This window comes from Bacillus nitroreducens, from assembly GCF_964021195.1.
In genome coordinates, this window is record NZ_CAXHYI020000003.1 from 920,569 (window position 1) to 937,603 (window position 17,035).

General features: G+C 39.3%; 14 protein-coding genes and 1 other annotated feature (1 of these 15 cut by a window edge). All 14 genes read right to left on the reverse strand.

Going from position 1 to position 17,035, the window contains the following annotated elements; all coding sequences use genetic code 11:
* Positions 1–22: 22 nt before the first annotated feature.
* Entirely contained in the window at positions 23–310 is a 288-nt protein-coding gene (gene rplW / locus ACWPVE_RS08410) for a 50S ribosomal protein L23 (protein ID WP_453992432.1), read from the reverse strand.
* The gene (rplD, locus tag ACWPVE_RS08415; protein WP_453992433.1) at positions 310–933 is read right to left on the reverse strand and encodes a 50S ribosomal protein L4; all 624 of its coding nucleotides are present in this window, start codon (positions 931–933) and stop codon (positions 310–312) included. The genes rplW and rplD overlap by 1 nt, the downstream gene beginning before the upstream one ends.
* 26 nt (positions 934–959) lie before the next feature.
* Positions 960–1,589: a 50S ribosomal protein L3 gene (gene rplC, locus ACWPVE_RS08420; protein WP_453992435.1), complete on the reverse strand. Its 630-nt coding sequence runs from the start codon at positions 1,587–1,589 to the stop codon at positions 960–962.
* A gap of 44 nt (positions 1,590–1,633) precedes the next feature.
* The gene (rpsJ, locus tag ACWPVE_RS08425; protein ID WP_003354783.1) at positions 1,634–1,942 is read right to left on the reverse strand and encodes a 30S ribosomal protein S10; all 309 of its coding nucleotides are present in this window, start codon (positions 1,940–1,942) and stop codon (positions 1,634–1,636) included.
* 369 nt (positions 1,943–2,311) lie between these two features.
* Complete coding sequence (tuf, locus tag ACWPVE_RS08430; protein WP_453992438.1) at positions 2,312–3,502, reverse strand: elongation factor Tu; 1,191 nt, start codon at positions 3,500–3,502, stop codon at positions 2,312–2,314.
* A gap of 122 nt (positions 3,503–3,624) precedes the next feature.
* Positions 3,625–5,703 (reverse strand): elongation factor G, encoded by a 2,079-nt coding sequence (gene fusA, locus ACWPVE_RS08435; protein WP_453992440.1) that lies wholly within the window; start codon positions 5,701–5,703, stop codon positions 3,625–3,627.
* Between the two features lie 206 nt (positions 5,704–5,909).
* Complete coding sequence (gene rpsG / locus ACWPVE_RS08440) at positions 5,910–6,380, reverse strand: 30S ribosomal protein S7 (protein ID WP_453992441.1); 471 nt, start codon at positions 6,378–6,380, stop codon at positions 5,910–5,912.
* A gap of 38 nt (positions 6,381–6,418) precedes the next feature.
* Positions 6,419–6,841: a 30S ribosomal protein S12 gene (rpsL, locus tag ACWPVE_RS08445; RefSeq protein ID WP_453992443.1), complete on the reverse strand. Its 423-nt coding sequence runs from the start codon at positions 6,839–6,841 to the stop codon at positions 6,419–6,421.
* Between the two features lie 106 nt (positions 6,842–6,947).
* Entirely contained in the window at positions 6,948–7,196 is a 249-nt protein-coding gene (locus ACWPVE_RS08450) for a 50S ribosomal protein L7ae-like protein (protein ID WP_453992445.1), read from the reverse strand.
* A 142-nt stretch (positions 7,197–7,338) separates the two neighbouring features.
* Positions 7,339–10,932: a DNA-directed RNA polymerase subunit beta' gene (rpoC, locus tag ACWPVE_RS08455; protein ID WP_453992447.1), complete on the reverse strand. Its 3,594-nt coding sequence runs from the start codon at positions 10,930–10,932 to the stop codon at positions 7,339–7,341.
* Between the two features lie 292 nt (positions 10,933–11,224).
* Positions 11,225–14,791 carry a DNA-directed RNA polymerase subunit beta gene (rpoB, locus tag ACWPVE_RS08460; protein ID WP_453992449.1) on the reverse strand — a complete coding sequence of 1,189 codons (3,567 nt, stop codon included), beginning with the start codon at positions 14,789–14,791 and terminating at the stop codon, positions 11,225–11,227.
* Positions 14,792–15,210: 419 nt separating this feature from the next.
* Entirely contained in the window at positions 15,211–15,819 is a 609-nt protein-coding gene (locus ACWPVE_RS08465) for a class I SAM-dependent methyltransferase (protein ID WP_453992451.1), read from the reverse strand.
* 117 nt (positions 15,820–15,936) lie between these two features.
* Complete coding sequence (rplL, locus tag ACWPVE_RS08470) at positions 15,937–16,299, reverse strand: 50S ribosomal protein L7/L12 (RefSeq protein ID WP_453992453.1); 363 nt, start codon at positions 16,297–16,299, stop codon at positions 15,937–15,939.
* A 61-nt stretch (positions 16,300–16,360) separates the two neighbouring features.
* Positions 16,361–16,861 (reverse strand): 50S ribosomal protein L10, encoded by a 501-nt coding sequence (gene rplJ / locus ACWPVE_RS08475; protein ID WP_453992455.1) that lies wholly within the window; start codon positions 16,859–16,861, stop codon positions 16,361–16,363.
* Between the two features lie 74 nt (positions 16,862–16,935).
* Positions 16,936–17,035, reverse strand: a sequence feature (ribosomal protein L10 leader region); it runs 32 nt beyond the window's last position.

Consider the following 17,035-nt stretch of genomic DNA (forward strand, 5'->3'; position numbering starts at 1 on the left):
ATTTCCCTCCTTCTCTATAAAATTAAACTTCAAAGAATTCGATTTCTTTGCTATCTGCAGTTAATTTAACAATTGCTTTTCTGCGACGATTTGTATATCCACTGTAACGTCCTACACGTTTGAACTTACCTTTGTAGTTCATGATGTTTACTTTTTCAACCTTCACACCGAAGACTTGCTCAATTGCATCTTTTACTTCAGTTTTGTTAGCTTTCACGTCAACATCAAAAGTGTATTTTTTCTCAGCCATAAGGTCTGACGAACGTTCAGTAATAACAGGGCTCTTAATAATATCACGAGGATCTTTCATTATGCGAGCACCTCCTCTACTTTTTCCACCGCAGCTTTAGTCATTACAAGCTTATCATGGCTAAGAACATCAAGAACACTTACTCCATTAGCAGCAACAACTGTTACTCCTGGAATGTTACGAGCTGAAAGTTCTACTGCTTCATTAGTGTCTGCAGTTACGATTAACGCTTTGCGTTCAACGTTTAATCCTTTCAGTACCGCAACCATATCTTTAGTCTTAGGAGTTTCTAATACTAGGTTATCTAATACTAGAATGTTTTCCTCTAACACCTTAGTAGATAAAGCTGATTTGATAGCTAAACGGCGTACTTTTTTAGGTAATTTATAACTGTAGCTTCTTGGAGTTGGACCAAATACTGTTCCACCGCCACGCCATTGAGGTGAACGAATAGAACCTTGACGAGCACGACCCGTACCTTTTTGACGCCATGGTTTACGTCCTCCGCCTGCTACTTCAGAACGAATCTTTGTTTTATGAGTTCCTTGACGTAAGGAAGCTCTTTGCATGATTACTGCATCGAATAAAACTGTTTTGTTAGGTTCAATACCGAATACAGAATCGTTTAATTCGATTTCTCCAATAGTTGAACCAGTTTGGTTATACAATGATACTTTAGGCATTCAAATGTCCTCCTTTCTGACTGAAATTACTTCGCTTTTACAGCACTCTTTACTGTAATAAGAGATTTTCTTGGACCAGGTACATTACCTTTAACTAGTAGAAGATTACGCTCTGAATCTACTTTTACGATTTCAAGGTTTTGCACTGTAATACGTTCTCCACCCATACGACCAGGTAGAAGTTTGTTTTTGAATACTCGGTTTGGAGCTACAGGTCCCATTGAACCAGGACGACGGTGATAACGAGATCCGTGACTCATAGGTCCGCGAGCTTGCCCGTGGCGCTTGATTGCACCTTGGAATCCTTTACCTTTTGAAATTCCTGTTACATCTACAATATCTCCTTCAGCGAAGATATCTACTTTGACTTCCTGACCAACTTCAAACTCATCTAAGTTAACTCCGCGTAGTTCGCGAACGAAGCGCTTAGGTGCAGTGTTTGCTTTTGCTGCATGACCTTTTTCAGGTTTGTTTGAAAGCTTTTCTCTTTTATCTTCAAAACCGATTTGAACTGCTTCGTAGCCATCAGTTTCAACTGATTTCTTTTGAAGAACTACGTTTGGAGCAGCTTCGATTACAGTTACAGGGATAAGCTCACCGTTACCTACGAATACTTGAGTCATACCAACTTTTCTTCCTAAGATTCCTTTGGTCATTAGTCACACCTCCTAATATATTTACAATTTATTTCATTTTAAAATTAAAGTTTGATTTCAATGTCAACACCAGATGGTAAATCTAAACGCATTAATGAATCAACAGTTTGTGGTGTTGGGTTAACGATGTCGATTAAGCGTTTGTGCGTACGCATTTCAAATTGCTCACGAGAATCTTTGTACTTGTGAACAGCACGAAGAATCGTATATACAGACTTCTCAGTTGGAAGTGGAATCGGACCAGATACTGCCGCCCCAGAACGTTTAGCTGTTTCTACGATTTTCTCTGCAGATTGATCAAGGATTCTATGATCATATGCTTTTAAACGAATACGAATTTTTTGTTTTGCCATTATTTTCCCTCCTTTTCGCCTACTTTTAAAATAGACTTTCTCCGTGGAAATTTCCTTACACTCGCCATGGCAAAGCGGCCGGGTGTATCAGCAACCTTCCACATCATCGCAGTCAAAGACCAACATTGTCTATTATATAAAAAACAAATACGAAATGCAACAAATTTATTAATTTATGCATGTCTTTCGCACTTTTTCAATTATACACACCTTCATATGACATTTCAACAAGAGATCAAATAATATTAGGCGTTAGATTTTGGAAACTATAATCGTATCTAATGAATAATCATTTAAGTCATTCTTCATATTTATATAGAACATAAAAAACAGGCGGATTCACCGCCTGTTTTTTAAAACATATTGTTATTACTCGATGATTGAAGCAACAACGCCTGCGCCTACTGTACGTCCACCTTCACGAATTGAGAACTTTGTTCCTTCTTCGATCGCAACTGGAGCGATTAGTTCAACAGTCATTTCGATGTTGTCACCAGGCATAACCATTTCTACGCCTTCTGGTAATGCAATGATTCCAGTTACATCAGTTGTACGGAAGTAGAACTGAGGGCGGTAGTTTGAGAAGAATGGAGTATGACGTCCACCTTCTTCTTTAGATAAAACGTAAACTTCAGATTTGAACTTTTGGTGTGGTTTAATAGTACCTGGTTTTGCAAGTACTTGTCCACGTTGAATTTCTTCACGAGAAACCCCACGAAGAAGTGCGCCAATGTTGTCACCAGCTTCAGCATAGTCAAGAAGCTTACGGAACATTTCAACACCTGTTACAGTTGTTGATTTTGGCTCTTCAGTTAAACCGATGATTTCAACTACATCACCAATTTTGATTTGTCCACGCTCAACACGACCAGTAGCAACTGTACCACGACCAGTGATTGAGAATACATCCTCAACTGGCATCATGAATGGTTTTTCAGTGTCACGTTCTGGTGTTGGAACGTATTCGTCAACAGCAGCCATTAATTCAAGAATTTTTTCTTCCCATTCAGCTTCACCTTCAAGAGCTTTAAGAGCTGAACCTTTGATTACTGGAATGTCATCTCCAGGGAAGTCATATTCAGAAAGAAGGTCACGAACTTCCATTTCAACTAATTCTAGTAATTCTTCGTCGTCTACCATGTCACATTTGTTCATGAATACTACTAGGTAAGGAACACCTACTTGACGAGAAAGAAGGATGTGTTCACGAGTTTGTGGCATTGGACCATCAGCAGCAGAAACTACTAGGATACCACCGTCCATTTGTGCAGCACCAGTGATCATGTTCTTAACGTAGTCAGCGTGACCTGGGCAGTCAACGTGTGCATAGTGACGGTTATCAGTTTCATACTCAACGTGTGAAGTTGAGATAGTGATTCCACGCTCACGCTCTTCTGGAGCACCATCAATTTGGTCATAACCCATTGCTGCACCTTTACCGCTTCTTTTAGCAAGAACAGTAGTGATAGCAGCTGTTAAAGTTGTTTTACCATGGTCAACGTGTCCAATTGTACCAATATTAGCATGTGGTTTCGAACGGTCAAATTTCTCTTTTCCCATTTGAAAAGCCTCCTTAAGTATAGGTTTATTTAATTTATAAGTATGATGTCCTGAAAGTAGGGAATCTCCCCACTTTCAAGGCCTACATAAGTAGTTATACTTGATGTATCAGTGAAAATCAATTATTCACCTTTATTTTTTTTGATAATTTCTTCTGAAATTGATTTTGGTACTTCTTCATAGTGATCGAAGTGCATTGTGAATACTCCACGACCTTGTGTATTAGAACGTAATGAAGTAGCATAACCAAACATTTCAGATAGTGGAACCATAGCACGTACTACTTGCGCATTACCGCGAGCTTCCATACCTTCAACGCGTCCACGACGAGATGTGATACCACCCATAATGTCACCCATGTATTCTTCTGGGATAACAACTTCAACTTTCATGACAGGCTCAAGGATAACAGGTTGACATTTTGATGCCGCGTTTTTAAGTGCCATAGAAGCAGCAATCTTAAACGCCATTTCACTTGAGTCAACATCATGGTAAGAACCATCATAAAGTTTAGCTTTAATATCTACTAATGGATAACCAGCTAGAACCCCTCTTTCTAGAGCGTCTTCTAGTCCAGCTTGTACTGCAGGGATGTATTCACGTGGAACAACCCCTCCAACAATCGCATTTTCGAATTCGAAGCCTTTTCCTTCTTCGTTAGGAGAAAACTCAATCCAAACATGTCCATATTGTCCACGTCCACCAGATTGACGAGCAAACTTACCTTCAACCTGTGCACTTGCACGGAATGTTTCACGGTAAGCAACTTGTGGAGCACCAACATTTGCTTCTACTTTGAATTCACGCTTCATACGATCTACTAGAACGTCTAAGTGTAATTCACCCATACCAGCAATGATTGTTTGACCTGTTTCTTGGTCAGTGTGTGCTCTGAAAGTTGGGTCTTCTTCTTGAAGTTTTTGTAAAGCTGTAGACATTTTATCTTGGTCAGCTTTAGATTTAGGCTCAACAGAAAGTTGAATAACTGGTTCTGGGAATGTCATGGATTCTAAGATAACATTATCTTTTTCATCACATAAAGTGTCTCCAGTAGTTGTATCTTTTAGACCAACAGCTGCAGCGATATCACCCGCATATACAGTTGAAATTTCTTCACGGCTGTTCGCGTGCATCTGAAGAATACGTCCAATACGTTCACGCTTTCCTTTAGTTGAGTTTTTCACGTATGATCCAGAATTAAGTGTTCCTGAATACACACGGAAGAAAGTTAATTTACCAACATAAGGGTCAGTCATTACTTTAAACGCTAAAGCTGAGAATGGCTCGTTATCGTCTGAGTGACGTTCGATTTCTTCTCCAGTATCAGCATCATGACCTTGAATTGATGCAACATCTGTTGGAGCAGGTAGATAATCGATAACCGCATCTAGAACCTTTTGAACACCTTTGTTCTTAAATGCAGTACCACACATTACAGGATAAAACTCTACTGCAAGTGTAGCCTTACGAATCGCCGCTTTTAATTCCTCTTTAGAGATTTCTTCTCCACCAAGGTATCTTTCCATCAAATCTTCATCTAATTCCGCCACTGCTTCTACAAGCTTTTCACGGTATTCATTTGCTTGGTCTAGATATTCTTCAGGAATTTCTCCTACTTCGATATCAGTACCTAAGTCATTGCCATAGAATGTTGCATCCATTTCAACCAGGTCGATAATACCTCTGAATTGATCTTCTGCACCAATTGGTAATTGAATCGGATGCGCATTCGCTTGTAAGCGGTCACGAAGAGTACTAACTGAATATAAGAAGTCAGCACCAATCTTGTCCATTTTATTTACGAATACAATACGAGGGACTCCATAAGTAGTCGCTTGTCTCCATACTGTTTCAGTTTGTGGTTCAACACCAGATTGCGCATCAAGAACTGTTACAGCACCATCAAGTACACGAAGTGAACGTTCAACCTCAACAGTGAAGTCTACGTGTCCTGGTGTATCGATGATGTTAACGCGGTGTTCCTTCCACGATGCAGTTGTCGCTGCAGAAGTAATTGTGATACCACGTTCTTGTTCTTGCTCCATCCAGTCCATTTGAGACGCACCTTCATGGGTTTCACCAAGTTTGTGAATTTTACCAGTGTAATATAGGATACGCTCAGTTGTTGTTGTTTTACCAGCATCGATGTGGGCCATGATACCAATATTACGAGTCTTTTCTAAGGAGAACTCTCTTGCCATTTGGGTATTTCTCCTTCCTATGAGTAAGTATGATTTTTTATTGTAGTAATGGCTCTGTTAAATAGATTAACAGAGCTATTAAACCAAATACACGTTAATGCGAGCAGAGAACAGATTTTCCAAAGTTAGTATAAAACCATTTTGATAATCTGTACCTCTGCCTTAAGTTAGCCTTCACACTATTCAGCAGAAGCTGAATGATGTTTTTACCAACGGTAATGAGCAAACGCTTTGTTCGCTTCAGCCATTTTATGTGTATCTTCACGTTTCTTAACTGATGCACCAGTATTGTTAGCTGCATCTAGAATTTCGTTAGCTAAACGCTCTTCCATAGTTTTTTCACCACGAAGACGAGCGTAGTTTACTAACCAACGTAAACCTAGAGTTGAACGACGATCAGGGCGTACTTCTACAGGAACTTGGTAGTTAGCACCACCTACACGACGTGCTCTTACTTCTAGTACAGGCATGATGTTTTTAAGTGCTTGTTCAAACACTTCCATCGCATCTTTACCTGAACGTTGTTGAACTAAATCAAACGCATTATATAAAATCGCTTGTGATTTACCTCTTTTTCCATCAACCATCATTTTGTTGATTAAACGAGTTACAAGCTTTGAATTATAAATTGGATCTGGTAATACATCTCTTTTAGCAACAGGTCCTTTACGAGGCATTGACATTTCCTCCTTTCAGTCTTAAATATGTTAGTCTATTATTTCTTAGCTGCTTTTGGTCTCTTAGTACCATATTTAGAACGGCTTTGTGCACGGTTGTTCACACCAGCAGTATCTAACGCACCACGAACGATGTGGTAACGTACCCCTGGTAAGTCCTTAACACGTCCACCGCGAATTAGTACAACACTGTGCTCTTGTAGGTTGTGACCAATCCCAGGGATGTAAGCAGTAACCTCAATTCCGTTTGTTAAACGTACACGAGCATACTTACGTAGCGCTGAGTTCGGCTTCTTAGGAGTCATAGTACCAACACGAGTACATACACCACGCTTTTGAGGTGAAGTAGTATTAGTTTGTGACTTTTTGAAGCTGTTATAACCTTTATTTAACGCAGGAGAGTCAGAAGTTTGTACTTTTGTTTGACGACCCTTGCGGATTAATTGGTTAATAGTAGGCATTATTGATTTCCTCCCTTCTTCATTCCTTAAGACCACATATCCAGGTGGTTCATTTTTTTGCAAAAAACAAAGTCTTTGTAGAATCTCAACTCTACAAAAACAGTTTTCAAATAATTATCGCTACAGTAGAAGCGGCAACTTCAATTCCACAAGCTTTTCCAAGCTTCTTCATTGAGTCAACCTTAGATATCGGGATTTGTTGTTCCTCGGCTAATTGTAATACTTTGTTGATTACACGTCGATCAGCATCTTCCGCTACAACAACTTCCCTTACTTTCTCGGTTTTTATTGCTTTTACTGTTTGCTTAGTACCGATGATAATCTTCTTTGCCTGTGATACTTTTTCATAAGACATCTAAAATATCCTCCAAAGTAACAGGTTTAAGGAGCACCTTAGATATATTAACACCCTAAGAGAAGGATGTCAACTACATGCAAATAAAAATATTTAATGCTCGCAGTTGACATCCAATACCTTAGATATGCTCTTCTAACCTTTATTCAACTACTACTGTATCTTCTTCGGTAGCAACGATTGGTTCTGCTCGGCGATAACGAGTCATACCTGTACCAGCTGGAACAAGTTTACCAATAATTACATTCTCTTTTAGTCCTAGTAACTCATCACGTTTTCCTTTAATCGCAGCATCTGTAAGGACACGTGTTGTCTCTTGGAATGACGCAGCAGATAAGAACGAATCAGTTTCTAGTGAAGCTTTTGTAATTCCTAATAAGACCGGTCTACCAGTAGCAGGAGCTTTACCTTCTAGTAAAACTTTCGTGTTTGCATCAGTAAACTGATGTATATCAAGTAATGAACCTGGTAATACATCTGTGTCACCAGCATCAGTAACTCTAACTTTACGAAGCATTTGTCTAACCATTACCTCGACGTGTTTATCACCGATTTCAACACCCTGCATACGATATACTTTTTGAACCTCTTTTAAGAGGTATTCTTGAACAGCAGCTGTGCTTGTCACCTTTAATAATTCTTTTGGATCAACCGAACCTTCAGTCAATACCTGACCACTTTCAACTTCCTGGCCTTCCGTAACTTTCAGTCGGGCGCCATATGGAGCAGTGTATGAACGAGATTCAACTTCTCCTTGGATAACAATCTCTTGCTGTCTATCTTTTACTTCATTTATTGCTGATACAACACCATTAATTTCTGTAATAACGGCTTGACCTTTCGGGTTTCTCGCTTCAAATAACTCTTGAATACGAGGTAAACCTTGAGTGATATCGTCTCCAGCAACCCCACCAGTATGGAACGTACGCATTGTAAGCTGTGTTCCTGGTTCTCCGATTGATTGAGCAGCGATAATACCAACCGCTTCCCCAACCTCAACCTCTGAGCCTGTCGCTAGGTTGCGGCCATAACATTTTTTACATACACCATGGCGTGTGTTACATGTGAACGCAGAGCGAATTGTAACTTCTTCAATACCAGCATTAACAATTGCTTTCGCGATATCTTCTGTAATTAATTCATTTTCTGCTACTAGCACTTCATTTGTTTCAGGGTGAACAACTTTCTTTCTTGCATAACGACCATCCAGACGCTCTTCAAGTGGTTCAATAATTTCAGTTCCTTCTCTTAACGAGCTTACAAGTAGGCCACGGTCTGTACCACAATCGTCTTCACGGACAATAACGTCTTGAGCAACGTCAACTAGACGTCTTGTTAAGTAACCAGAGTCAGCAGTCTTAAGGGCGGTATCTGCAAGTCCTTTACGGGCACCGTGAGTAGAAATGAAGTACTCTAGTACTGTTAAACCTTCACGGAAACTTGATTTAATCGGAAGTTCAATGATACGTCCAGCTGGGTTTGCCATGAGTCCACGCATACCAGCTAACTGTGTAAAGTTAGATGCGTTACCACGGGCACCAGAGTCACTCATCATGAAGATTGGGTTACGTTTATTAAGGGAAGCCATTAGCTTGCCTTGAATCGTATCCTTCGCCGCACTCCAAATTGAAATGACACGATCATAACGCTCGTCTTCAGTGATTAAACCACGTCTAAATTGTTTTAAAACATTATCAACTTTTGCTTGAGCCTGTTCTAAAATCTCTTCTTTTTCTGCTAATACTACAATGTCAGCCACACCAACAGTAATACCAGCTTTAGTTGAATACTTAAACCCAAGATCTTTCATACGGTCAAGCATTTTTGAGGTTTCCGTAATTTTAAAACGTTTGAAGACTTCAGCGATAATATTTCCAAGGATTTTCTTCTTGAACGGGTCAATTTGTTCTTGGTTTTGAATTATCTCTTTAACATTCGCACCTTTAGGTATAAAGTACTTTTCAGGTGTTTTTACTTCTAGGTTAGTCTTAGTTGGTTCGTTAATATATGGGAATGATTCAGGTAGAATCTCATTAAATATCAACTTACCTACTGTTGTCATAAGCAACATATTGTTTTGTTCTTCAGTAAATGTTGGGTTATTCAATGACCCAGCATGTACTGCAACCCTTGTATGAAGGTGAACATATCCATTTTGATATGCAAGAATTGCTTCGTTTGTATCCTTGAACACCATTCCTTCGCCGATCGCTCCAGGACGTTCCATAGTTAGGTAATAGTTACCAAGTACCATGTCCTGTGATGGCGTAACAACTGGTTTACCATCTTTCGGGTTAAGAATGTTTTGTGCCGCCAACATCAATAATCTTGCTTCAGCTTGTGCTTCTGCAGAAAGTGGTACGTGAACAGCCATTTGGTCTCCATCGAAGTCCGCGTTATACGCAGTACAAACGAGTGGGTGCAGACGGATTGCACGACCTTCAACTAATGTTGGTTCGAACGCTTGAATTCCTAAACGGTGCAATGTAGGAGCACGGTTTAATAGTACAGGGTGTTCCTTAATTACTGATTCAAGCACATCCCAAACTTCTGGTTGGACACGTTCAATTTTACGTTTCGCACTTTTTATATTATGAGCAAGTCCTTTTTCGACTAACTCTTTCATCACAAATGGCTTAAATAGTTCCAGCGCCATTTCCTTTGGTAAACCACATTGATACATCTTGAGGTTCGGACCAACTACGATAACGGAACGACCTGAATAGTCAACACGTTTACCTAGGAGGTTTTGACGGAAACGACCTTGTTTACCTTTTAACATATGTGATAGTGATTTTAACGGGCGATTACCAGGACCTGTTACAGGTCTTCCGCGACGTCCATTGTCAATCAGCGCATCGACTGCTTCTTGAAGCATTCGTTTTTCATTTTGAACAATAATGCTAGGAGCACCTAAATCTAAAAGACGTTTTAAACGATTGTTACGGTTGATAACACGACGATACAAATCATTTAAATCCGAAGTCGCAAAGCGCCCACCGTCTAACTGAACCATTGGTCGAAGTTCTGGTGGAATGACTGGTAGTACATCGAGAATCATCCAAGAAGGCTCATTGCCTGAATTACGGAATGCTTCAAGTACCTCTAGTCGTTTAATGGCACGGGTTCTTCTTTGTCCTTGGGAGGTTTTTAATTCTTCTTTAAGAGCATCGACTTCTTTTTCTAAGTCAATGTCTAAAAGAAGCTTTTTAATAGCTTCTGCTCCCATAGCTGCCTGGAATGTATTCCCGTATTTTTCACGATATGCACGATATTCCTTCTCAGAAAGCAATTGCTTTTTATCTAAAGGAGTATCTCCCGTTTCTGTAACAACATAAGATGCAAAATAAATAACTTCTTCTAGAGCACGTGGAGACATGTCTAAGACAAGCCCCATTCGGCTTGGGATCCCTTTAAAATACCAAATATGTGATACAGGTGCTGCAAGCTCGATATGACCCATTCGTTCACGACGTACTTTTGCACGGGTAACCTCTACTCCACATCGATCACACACTACACCTTTGTAACGAACACGTTTGTATTTACCACAGTGACATTCCCAGTCCTTTTGCGGACCAAAGATACGTTCACAGAATAACCCATCTTTTTCTGGTTTTAACGTACGATAGTTAATTGTTTCTGGTTTCTTCACTTCACCAAAAGACCATGAACGGATTTTATCTGGTGAAGCAAGACCTATGCTCATATATTCAAAATTATTAACATCTAGCAAGGGGCCTACCTCCCTTTTGATCTACAGGATAACCCTAATTGACCTTTGCTTGTTAACTAATCAAATGCGCCTTGACGTATTTACACGTAATTTTTAAACCAGCGAAGTGAGACATAAAGACTAGCATTTGGATGCAGAGCCTTTCTTTGGTGTTACACTTCGAAAATTTCTTTAGAACAAACGTGACTTCCGCCAGAGGCTTTAACTTTATCCAATTGGGGTTAATTCGAAACCCCAATTGGACATACTATCTGCTTCTAATTAAAGAAGTGATGAACTTATGTTGAAAGGTTTATTCCTTTACTACTGCGTTCTTTTCTAGCTCTGAATCGATTGGTTGGTCAGAATCAAGAGTAATTCCCTCTGATTGACTTTCTTCTTCATCATCTAAATCACGCATTTCGATCTCTTCTTCATCTCCAGAAAGGATTTTTACATCCAAACCAAGTGATTGAAGTTCTTTAATTAATACTTTAAACGATTCAGGGACACCAGGTTCTGGTACATTCTCACCCTTAACAATCGCTTCATATGTCTTCACACGGCCGACAACGTCGTCCGATTTAACTGTAAGAATTTCTTGAAGTGTATATGCAGCACCATAGGCTTCAAGTGCCCAAACCTCCATCTCACCAAAACGTTGTCCTCCGAACTGAGCTTTACCACCAAGTGGTTGCTGTGTAACAAGAGAATAAGGTCCTGTTGAACGAGCATGAAGTTTGTCATCAACCATATGTGCTAATTTAATCATATACATAACACCGACAGAAACACGATTGTCAAACGGTTCTCCCGTTCTTCCATCGTATAATACTGTTTTTGCATCACGTGCCATACCAGCCTCTTCAATCGTATCCCAAACATCTTCTTCAGTTGCTCCATCGAAAACTGGCGATGCAACATGGATGCCAAGTTGTCTAGCAGCCATACCTAAGTGTAGCTCTAGTACTTGACCGATGTTCATACGTGAAGGAACGCCAAGTGGGTTTAACATGATATCAATCGGTGTTCCATCCGGAAGGAAAGGCATATCCTCTTCAGGAAGAATTCTTGAAATTACCCCTTTGTTTCCATGACGACCAGCCATTTTATCGCCTTCGTGAATTTTACGTTTTTGGACGATATAAACACGAACAAGCTGATTTACACCAGGTGGTAATTCATCCCCATCTTCACGGTTGAATACTTTTACATCTAGGATAATTCCTCCGCCACCATGCGGTACACGTAAAGAAGTATCACGTACTTCACGTGCTTTTTCTCCGAAAATAGCATGTAAAAGTCGTTCTTCTGCAGTAAGCTCAGTAACTCCTTTTGGCGTTACCTTACCAACTAGTAGATCACCGTCTTTTACTTCTGCACCGATTCGGATAATTCCACGCTCATCAAGATTACGTAATGCATCTTCCCCAACGTTTGGAATATCACGTGTGATTTCTTCTGGTCCTAATTTTGTATCACGAGACTCTGATTCATATTCTTCGATATGAATAGACGTATACACATCGTCTTTTACAAGTCTTTCACTCATAATGATGGCATCTTCATAGTTATATCCATCCCAAGTCATAAATCCAACGAGAACATTACGTCCTAATGCTAGTTCACCTAGCTCCATTGAAGGACCGTCAGCAAGGATTTCTCCTTTTACAACCTCGTCACCTTCTTTTACAATTGGGCGTTGGTTATAACATGTACCTTGGTTAGAACGGATAAACTTAAGGAGACGATACTTATCAAGGTCACCTTTGATTTTTTGACCATCCACTTCTTCATATCGACGTACCCAGATTTGTTTCGCTTCAACACGTTCAACAATACCTGGATGTTTACAGATAACAGCAGCACCAGAGTCTTTACCTGATACATATTCCATACCAGTACCTACGAGCGGTGCTTCTGGTTGCATAAGTGGAACAGCTTGACGTTGCATGTTCGCTCCCATTAGCGCACGGTTTGAGTCGTCATTTTCTAAGAACGGAATACATGCAGTCGCAGCAGAAACAACCTGTTTTGGTGATACATCGATGTAATCGATGCGGTCACGATGAACGACTGTGTTCTCACTCTTAAAACGCGCATAGACATCTTCATCTAAAAACGATCCATCTTCACCTAAACGAGCATTTGCCTGAGCAACAATATAATTATCCTCTTCATCTGCCGTTAAGTAATCGATTCGATCAGTTACTTTACCTGTCTCTGGATCAACTCTTCGATATGGCGTTTCAATAAATCCAAATCGATTCACTTTTGCATAAGAAGATAACGAGTTAATCAATCCAATGTTTGGTCCCTCTGGTGTTTCAATTGGACACATACGGCCATAGTGAGAATAGTGAACGTCTCGAACTTCGAAACCAGCACGTTCACGTGTTAATCCACCTGGTCCTAATGCTGACAATCTTCGCTTATGTGTTAACTCTGCTAGCGGATTTGTCTGGTCCATGAATTGTGAAAGCTGTGAGCTACCAAAGAACTCTTTAATCGATGCAATCACTGGGCGAATATTGATTAGTTGTTGTGGAGTAATGGTATTCGTATCTTGAATTGACATTCTTTCACGAACAACACGCTCCATTCTTGATAACCCGATACGGAATTGGTTTTGCAGAAGTTCACCAACTGAACGTAAACGACGGTTTCCTAAATGGTCAATATCATCTGTATCTCCAACTTGATGTAAAAGGTTAAAGAAATAACTAATTGAAGAAAGGATATCCGCTTGTGTAATATTCTTCACACCTTCTTCGACATAGGCGTTACCAATAACATTGATGACATGTTCACCATCTGGGTCATTTGGTGCGTAAATTTTAATGGATTGAAGTGTTATTTCTTCATCAATTACGCCACCTACAGGTTGAAGTGTTTTAAAACCAATTCCATTTTCTAAATATGGAATAATGCGATCAAGCGTTCTTCGATCGAGAAGTGTATCTTTCTCAACAATGATTTCACCTGTTTCTGGATCAACAAGTGTTTCCGCTATACGCTGGTTAAACAAACGGTTCTTAATATGAAGCTTTTTATTAATCTTGTAGCGACCTACACTTGCAAGGTCATAACGTTTCGGGTCAAAAAAGCGTGATTCTAATAAACTTTTTGCGTTTTCTACTGTTGGAGGTTCTCCAGGACGTAGACGCTCATATATTTCTAGTAATGCTTTTTCTGTGCTCTCAGTGTTGTCCTTCTCAAGTGTATTGCGTAAATATTCGTTTTCACCGAATAAATCGATGATTTCTTGATCAGAGCCAAACCCAAGCGCGCGCAAAAGTACCGTTACTGGCAATTTACGAGTACGATCAATACGGACATATACAACATCCTTTGCATCTGTTTCATACTCTAACCATGCACCACGGTTTGGTATTACGGTTGCAGTAAAGCCACGTTTACCATTTTTATCGACTTTACCACTGTAATAGACACTTGGTGAACGGACCAATTGTGAAACAATTACACGTTCTGCACCATTGATAACGAAAGTACCTGTTTCTGTCATGAGTGGGAAGTCACCCATAAATACATCTTGATCTTTTACTTCACCAGTTTCTTTATTGATCAAACGCACTTTTACTCGAAGTGGCGCTGAATAAGTAACATCTCTTTCCTTTGATTCCTCAACAGAATACTTTGGTTCACCTAAACTGTAATCAATGAACTCTAGAGATAGGTTACCTGTAAAATCTTCAATCGGGGAAATATCTTGGAACATCTCCCTAAGACCCTCATCAAGAAACCACTGATAAGAAGAGGTTTGAATCTCAATAAGATTTGGTAATTCTAAAACTTCACTAATACGAGCATAACTTCTTCGTTGGCGGTGTCGTCCATACTGAACTAGTTGACCTATCAACTCATTCACCCCTCATATCAAGCGTTATTAATCTTGCTAATTTATAAATACTTACTAAATATCAAAGTCTACTTTCAAACTTTAATAAATAGTAAGAAGTAAACCGCAAATCAAAATGATAGGACACATAGAGTAGCCTATCAATTCTTACATCACTTCGACTATTTAAAGCCATACAGCACTCGTTTTTCATCTTTAAAATCTTGTTTTTTAAAGACAAAAAGAAAAAGGGTTTTTACTAGGAAAACCACATTTTCTAAAAACGAACTATTGATTTTATTAGTTTTTCCATACATACTATATTTATACATATATTTAATTTTTTAGTTATACATGGAAAAATTACATATCGGCATTATATAATGCTACCACAGGAGAAATTACCAGTCAACTTATTTTTTAATTTGTCAAGCACTTTTTTAGTTATTGTTTTTAATAGCTCTAATGATGTGGTATCCTTTTTTCCTCTCCACAATCTCTACTTCTTCAAAGACCGATTGAAGTTTCTCAATTGCAGAAGGAGCTCCTTGCTTCTTTTGGATCACTACCCAAAGCTCGCCTCTAGGCACTAAATACTCATAACTTTCTTCCAAAATATGATGAACAACTTTTTTTCCTGCCCGAATTGGCGGATTCGAGATAATAGCAGCAAAACCTCGTTTTTCTACATTTGCAAACAAATCACTTTGATGAATGTCTATATTGACAACTCTGTTCATCTCAGCATTCAATTTCGCTAGTTCAACTGCACGCTCGTTGACATCAATCATTTCAACTACACGCTCACTATGTACTTTCGCAAGCGCTAAGCCAATAGGTCCGTACCCGCAACCAACATCTAAAAACGGCCCAGCAACCTCAGGAGCTTTAAATTCCTCTACTAACAACCTTGAGCCAAAGTCTACTTCGTTTTTCGAGAAAACACCACTATCGCTCGTAAATGAGAATTTATTTCCCTTTAGAACAAACGACCATGTTTTTTGATTGCTTGTAACGGTGGGTTTACTAGTATAATAATGTTCGGTCATTTATTATATCTCCCAACATAAGAATATATGCACAGTTTACCCATTTCATGCTGAAATCATGGAATAATGATAAAAAAAGCTCGCAAATCGCGAGCTTTTTTCTATGTTAATCAGTTATTACTTAACTTCTACGCCAGCTCCAACTTCTTCAAGTTTAGCTTTAAGTTCTTCAGCTTCCTCTTTAGAAACGCCTTCTTTGATTGGTTTTGGAGTGTTGTCAACAAGTTCTTTAGCTTCTTTTAAGCCAAGACCAGTGATTTCACGTACAACTTTGATAACTTTGATTTTTTGTCCACCAGCATCTGCTAATACAACATCAAATTCTGATTGCTCTGCAGCAGCTTCAGCACCGCCACCAGCAGCTACAGCTACAGGAGCAGCAGCAGTTACACCAAATTCTTCTTCGATTGCTTTTACTAGGTCATTTAGTTCTAAAACAGTCATATTTTTAACTGCTTCAATGATTTGTTCTTTAGTCATTTGTAAATCCTCCTTAGTTAATTATCCGAATTGAAATTCAAATTTTATATTTTTTAAACGATTAAGCACCTTGCTCTTCTTTTTGATCTGCAACTGCTTTAGTAGCAAGAGCAAAATTACGAACTGGAGCTTGAAGTACGCTAAGCAACATAGAAAGTAAACCTTCGCGAGATGGTAGTTCAGCAAGAGCTTTAACTTCCTCAACAGTTGCGACATTTCCTTCGATTACACCTGCTTTAATTTCTAATGCTTCATATTTTTTCGCGAAATCATTAAGAATTTTTGCAGGAGCTACTACATCTTCGTTACTGAACGCAATTGCGTTTGGTCCTGTTAGCGCATCATTTAGGCCAGCAACCTCAGCTTGTTCTGCAGCACGACGAGTTAAAGTATTTTTGTAAACTTTGAATTCGATACCTGCTTCACGAAGTTGTTTACGTAGTTCTGTTACTTCCGCAACAGATAGTCCACGGTAGTCAACAACGATAGTTGATTTACTCTCACGTAATTTATCTGCGATTTCAGTTACGATTTGTTGCTTTTGTTCTACTGCACGACTCATTCTTAGACACCTCCTGTAAGTAATTTCAAACACTTGAAACCGTTCGGTGTTAGAGCGTGTCCATGATTGAACACTTCTAGATTAAAAAACCTCTATGCCGTGGTAGACATAGAGGTAGTAATGATCAAGTAATTATATACTACACCTCGGTAGGAAATTAAGCCTAAATTAGCA